Annotated in this window: 4 protein-coding genes and 1 pseudogene; 4 read left to right on the top strand and 1 reads right to left on the bottom strand. The window is 31.7% G+C overall.

Annotated elements, in window-relative coordinates; all coding sequences use genetic code 11:
- Positions 1 to 440 precede the first annotated feature (440 nt).
- The 3 genes from ACFWDE_RS23815 (at position 441) to ACFWDE_RS23805 (ending at position 3,560) form a co-directional block, all read left to right on the top strand.
- A complete protein-coding gene (locus tag ACFWDE_RS23815; protein ID WP_377895120.1) occupies positions 441 to 1,328 on the top strand; it encodes a hypothetical protein in 888 nt (295 codons plus the stop codon).
- A gap of 466 nt (positions 1,329 to 1,794) precedes the next feature.
- Positions 1,795 to 2,268 carry an HIT family protein gene (locus ACFWDE_RS23810; protein WP_377895117.1) on the top strand — a complete coding sequence of 158 codons (474 nt, stop codon included), beginning with the start codon at positions 1,795 to 1,797 and terminating at the stop codon, positions 2,266 to 2,268.
- A gap of 212 nt (positions 2,269 to 2,480) precedes the next feature.
- A complete protein-coding gene (locus ACFWDE_RS23805; protein WP_377895115.1) occupies positions 2,481 to 3,560 on the top strand; it encodes a hypothetical protein in 1,080 nt (359 codons plus the stop codon).
- A 422-nt stretch (positions 3,561 to 3,982) separates the two neighbouring features.
- Here ACFWDE_RS23805 and ACFWDE_RS23800 read toward each other — a convergent pair.
- Positions 3,983 to 4,576, bottom strand: a pseudogene (locus ACFWDE_RS23800) (site-specific integrase); the annotation flags it as partial.
- Between the two features lie 214 nt (positions 4,577 to 4,790).
- Here ACFWDE_RS23800 and ACFWDE_RS23795 point away from each other — a divergent pair.
- On the top strand, positions 4,791 to 5,384 hold the full coding sequence (locus tag ACFWDE_RS23795; RefSeq protein ID WP_033707526.1) for a TasA family protein: 594 nt from the start codon (positions 4,791 to 4,793) through the stop codon (positions 5,382 to 5,384).
- The last annotated feature ends 616 nt before the right edge of the window (positions 5,385 to 6,000 follow it).

Below are 6,000 nucleotides of genomic sequence, written 5' to 3'. Positions count from 1 at the left end.
AAATCATAGAGTATTACGATTTTATGTAATGTAATAGGTTAAATATAAAGATCACTAATATGATATGAACCATAAGTTTGCCGAAACGGCAAGCTTATGGTTCTTTTTGTTTATGGCAAACTTATGCTTCCGGTGATTTTAATGTTTTTGAATTAAAGCTAAGGAGGATTTATTCAAACTTGGTACCAAAGATCACCTCTTATGAGCTCATAAAAGATTTACATGTACTTTTAATTGTGAGTTTTAAAAAAGTTAAACCGTTTATATTTGAACGTTTGATAATATAGTTTTTTCTTATTAAGCAAACAGGTCAGATTGTGGAGTAACATTATTAATTGTTTCGTTAAGATTGTAAAGAAGTGTACTTATGCCAACGTGGCAGTTTAGTTGAATGAAAAATGTTATAATATTATTAAAATTTAAGAAATGTAGGGTAAAAAATGAAGAGTATTAAAAGATTGATTCAATTCATCTTAGTAAGTACATCATTCCTAATTCTTAGTGGATGTTATTTCCCTAAAGATAAACTGAATCAACCCATACAAGAATATTTAAAAACAAACTATGGAATACAAGGTGAGTTTTCTGTTATTCAGACAGATAATAATTGGCTTAATGGGATTGACCATCAAACTTATGTAGAAATGAAAAAGCCATATCGTACTTATCCGTTCCTAATGATTGAAAGAGATACTTTGAAAATTTTAGAAAATGATAGTGACGATATCTATCTCGAACAATTCAAGGGTGCATATATTGAGCAACACCCAGAAGTAGTTCAAGTAATGAAACAGATCATTAAAAAATATGGGTTAGTGAAATATCCTGATAAAGTTGTCCTAGAAGGGCATAACTCTATTCGTATCTTTCCTTACGATAACATTGAGTTAGATATACATAATTCTCAAGAGCTACTTGATAATTTTAAAAAGACCCAAAAGATAGATACTACTAAACTTTTACCTACATTAATACCAAGGGACCCCCGAAGTGAAAGTCATGATGGCGAGTATGGCAGGTATGCAACGGAAATAGGTGTGGTGAATTTTCAATTAGAATTTGACATGAATAAAAATAAACATCCTATTCCAAACGCCAAAGATCTAATTGAAGACTTTCAAAAAAGTGGAGTATTAACAAAAGGAATATACAGTATCTATATGAGAGTAGATAATTCAAATCACTATGTGGGATCGGAAAATAATAGTGTAGTTTTGTTTGAAGTCGATGGAAATGGGGAATATACCATAATTGCTACTCCTAAATATGGTGATTTTTGGGACACTTACTTTTATGGTGATTACGCAGCTAAAAAAAATATAGAATAGAATTTTAGGTTGATTTGTTCAATCTTTTTTCAAAACACGTTCTTAATTTTTGCTCGTTTATCAAAATTATTAGTATCGATTTGACCAAACACTATCCCAAAGCTGTACTAATAAAACCCACAGCAAACTTACGGGTGAATAATCAACCCACGGCAAAGTTATGCTTCCATTTTCTTTGGACAATTAGTTGAATATCTTCTAAAACAAGTAATTTTCGGCAAGTTTATGCTTCCAACTGCGGCAAACATATGAGTAAAGTGACAGATTGGGAAGTAACAGCTAATTGGCAGGAAAGTTGAAGAAAGATGTCAAAGTAATAATACAGAAGATCTGAAATTACTTGGGGACTTATTAGGGGATTGGCAGCTTTCGATTTTTAACTAGAAGGTGCGATGATTCAATAAGAATCATCGCTTATTTTGTTTATATTGGTAATTGAGAATAAACTAAGGGAGTGATAGGAGAGATGGATTTATACTCACATAAACCTGAAGCTTACAAATGTCCATTTTGTCGGGTTGTATCAGGTAATGAAAAACCAAATAAGGGAACAAAACAAAGAGACATTATTTATCAGAATAAACATGTTACGGCGTTTATCGCGAGCAAATGGTGGCCTAATAACAAGGGACACGTTCTCGTTGTTCCTAATGAACACTTTGAGAATATATATGAGCTTCCAGCAGAAATGGCTGCTGAAATTCATAGTGCTGCTCAATTGACAGCGCTCGCGATGAAAAATACATATGGATGTGATGGAGTTTCTACTCGACAACATAATGAACCTGCTGGAAATCAAGATGTATGGCATTATCATCTTCACGTTTATCCGAGATATGAAAATGATAATCTCTACCTAACAAAAGGTTATTACACTGAACCAGATGAACGTCCTTTCTATGCAGAAAAGTTACGATTGTGGATACAAGAAAACGTTTAGTTTCCTTTTTAAAGTAAAGAACTTGTCTTTATTCAGCAAAGGGCGCGATTGTTCAATAAGCAGCACAAAAGAATCTTCAATCGAAGATCCTTTTTCAGTACCGATAATGAGACGTTATGTTAACTATTAGTGTATAGGATATACATACGAAAAAATTGAAGTTATGATAAAATTGAATTATTTGGTAATATTTCCGGAGGTGAAAATACCGTATGCAAAAGTTAACTAACAAAGAAATTGATTATATTTTAAAACAATTAATGATAAATGATTTGAAAGAATTGATATATGTTGGAGAAGGTGCATGGCATGAAGTTTATAGAATAAAAACATTTTCAAATCAAGATTTTGTTATAAGAATTAAAAAAAAGAAAGCATATAATCAGCTTCAAACTTACACCAGACAGCACCTTCTTACAGAATATGAATCATCCAAAACATATTATAACCAAGCCAACAAATGCATTTGGAGAATATGCCCCACCCAATTTAAATACTTTATTGATGAAGAAATAATATTTAATGTAGAAAGCTTTATGGGAAGTAGTCTATCGTTACATAGCTTAGACTATAACAAATCATTATATTTAGGACAGTTGTTGGGAAAATTTTATAAAGAGATGCACGATAAGGATCCTATGCTGAAGGGGTATGGAAATTTAATATGGAGCGAAAACAATATAGAAGGTAAGGAAGCATTAGATATTCAAGAGAGATGGGAGCAAGATAATGATTTTTATCTTAAAGCATTAGAAAAGCTAAGTAACTCAGAGTTAACATTCAATCGGAAACAGGTTGAATTAAAATTACAGAATATCATTTCTATCCGAAGAAAAAGGATACAAAAGATATCTTTAGTTAATCAAGATGTTACCCCTGAGAATATAGTATTCCACCAGGATAATGTTTCCGTTATTGATCCATATCCTAGATTAGATTTTGATGTAAAGTATACTGGTTACTTTTACTTTTGTTATAAACTTCTCCTTTCTTCTTATTCCAACGCTCCAAGATATATAGATAGGGGTTATGATAGCAGTGTAGACGTATTAAACGGCATAGCAGAGGGCTTTGTTAAAGCATATGCAGGCAATGACCACTCTCTATATAAAAGACTAATTGATGAATATCTGTTGTGGATCTTATTAGAAATTCATGAACATTATTTGCTGTTAAAACAAGAGGATTTAAGTTATAAGGTTGAACAGCAAATGGGAAATAAGGATATTTTAAAACAGAGAATGGAAATGTATTTAAAAGAACTGGAGAAATTGATTGCAAATAAGCGCTAGAACTTTATAGATTCTCAGAAACATTGACTTCCGACAACGAAAATTATGTAAATGAGCTGTCCATATGGGCGGCTTATTGTATTTTTTGCTTAGCGTGTTTTTTTCCGAAATGCTGGCGATACCCTTACAAGTTCAACAATCGGGCGCGATTGTTGAACATGAAGTAAAAGTGCGATACATATTGGTTATGTCTAATATGTATCGCACTTTATTTTTTATGACTTTTTACACTTTAGGTCTTGATAACATATGATTTCTTCTTTCAGTGAACGCCAAGACTCGATTTTAATAGATTTGGTAGTCTTATCTAGCAAGGTATATTCGTGTATAAAGTATGATTCTTCATTTTTCTTCATCTTAACACCTCCATCTCTCCTGAAAAAATTGTAGGTATATAAAATTTATACATTAAGTGCGGTTTTTTAACCTTTGTTCTCATTAGAGTTTTCATAGTATGTATAGTATCTTTTTAAGGATACGTTAGTTTTAAAACCGACTTGCTTCACAATATGTTCAGCTGTGCATTGCTGCTGGATCATCTTTAAAATAGAGGTGTTTCGGAAATGTTGTGCAGAAATTCCTTTCCGCAGATTAGCCCGTTTTACCTCTAAACGAATCATTTTTTGAACGGAGATTTCCATCAGGAATTTTGGTGCATCATCGCTATGATATCTAGGGCGTACTGGCTCGGGAATGGTTTTATAGTAATTGTATAGGTGTAATTTATCCTCTTCTTTTAACTGGATTGTACGATTAATCTTTGTGTCTTCAAGAATAGATAATGTATTGTTCTCAAAATGTACATGTTTCATTCGTAAAGCGACAAGCTCATGTAGAGATAATCCTTAGTCTAGGAGCAAGATTATAATAGAAAGATTTCGCTCTAAAATCATAGGACGGGTAGTTCGTTGTTTTTCTGTCAGTCCTTCTAATGATGCAGATACTTTCTTTAGACGTTCCTCTTCTTGTAGAGAAATAAAATCTTCAGTACGTAATGCCCGATTAGGTGGAGATATTTGTTTTTGGCAGAGGTTTTGATAATTATAAATCCAACTTTTCTATTTTTGGGACGTTTCATTTACAGAAGATAGATAATAACATAATTTTCTCAATAAGGAATTTTCTGCTTTAAATATAATTTTTTCGCAATTCATGGTATATCTGTATTAAGGGGACCTTTTCGGTTGATTAGGGAGAAAGATTATAAAAATGATATGGGAGGAACAAAAAATGTCATTGAAAAAGAAATTAGGTGTTGGAGTGGTTTCAGCCGCTCTTGGTTTATCTTTAATTGGTGGGGGAACATATGCATATTTTAGCGATCAAGTGGTGACAAATAATTCTTTTGCAGCAGGTACATTGGATTTAGCTATGCAACCAACTACTTCACTTAACTTAGAAAATTTAAAACCTGGGGACAAAATATTAAAGAAATTTAATTTGAAAAATAGTGGTACATTAGATATTAAAGATATCATGATGAAAATAGACTATACTGTAAATGATTTAAAACAAAATAACACTACAGAAGATTTCGGTAAACATATTAAAGTACAATTTCTTTGGGATTGGGATCCTGCAAAAAGCCCTGCATACGAGACAACCCTTGCAGAACTAAAATCACAAAGCCCAGAGATTGCCTCCAAAAAAGTATTTCATTCTAAGTGGACTGAAACAGGAGGATTAAAACCTGGGAAAATGGATTGGTTTTGGATTAAGTTTATATTTGAAGACAACGGAACAGATCAAAACGTTTTCCAAGGGGATAGTATTGCTCTAAAAATGGAATTCCAAGCCAATCAAACAGATGGACAAGAAAGATAAAGTATTTATATTCAGGATTAATTTATGTGCTGTTTTTAATTAAACTTCCTTAAAAAAATAGAGAGACTATTCAAACAGAAAGAAAACCATTTTGATTAGTCTTTTTGAAAATATATACAAGGCTTAATGTACGTGAAATACAAAATTTTAGTTAGTAAACGAGAAATAAATACTTCATTATTGTTTCTGCTCTAATACAATAAGAAGAGCAAAAAGAACTTGTAGAAATCACTACAAGTTCTTTTTCAGATAATGTATAAAAGGTGAATCAAACTATCTCATTACTCGTAACGGGGAAACCATCTTACATATGGCTTGACTTCATTATATAACAAATCTTAACATGTGAAACTATAATGTTTGAAAATTATGTGAATTAAGAAAGCGAGGGAGGTTGTCAGGGGTGTGTATTCCTGAAAATTTCAATTGTTCATTTTGCACAAAACACTTTTAAACAATATCTATATGATAATAGATTATGAAAAAATTAAATATAGGTAAATAGAGAAGAATGGTGCATTATTACTCATTAATCAGCATTATAATCGGAATATAATTTACTGTTTTTCGATGAATTTATAGTTGTAATGAAACATAATTTTCCAATCAATCTTAA

This window comes from Bacillus sp. NPDC060175 (assembly GCF_042728695.1).
Lineage (GTDB): Bacteria > Bacillota > Bacilli > Bacillales > Bacillaceae_G > Bacillus_A.
Note: the sequence above shows the minus strand (reverse complement) of the source record. Positions and strands in the feature narration are given on the sequence as shown.

Coding starts and splice junctions, on each gene's coding strand:
- ACFWDE_RS23810 (WP_377895117.1), top strand. CDS start 1,795: ATGGATTTATACTCACATAAACCTGAAGCTTACAAATGTCCATTTTGT.
- ACFWDE_RS23805 (WP_377895115.1), top strand. CDS start 2,481: ATGCAAAAGTTAACTAACAAAGAAATTGATTATATTTTAAAACAATTA.
- ACFWDE_RS23815 (WP_377895120.1), top strand. CDS start 441: ATGAAGAGTATTAAAAGATTGATTCAATTCATCTTAGTAAGTACATCA.
- ACFWDE_RS23795 (WP_033707526.1), top strand. CDS start 4,791: ATGTCATTGAAAAAGAAATTAGGTGTTGGAGTGGTTTCAGCCGCTCTT.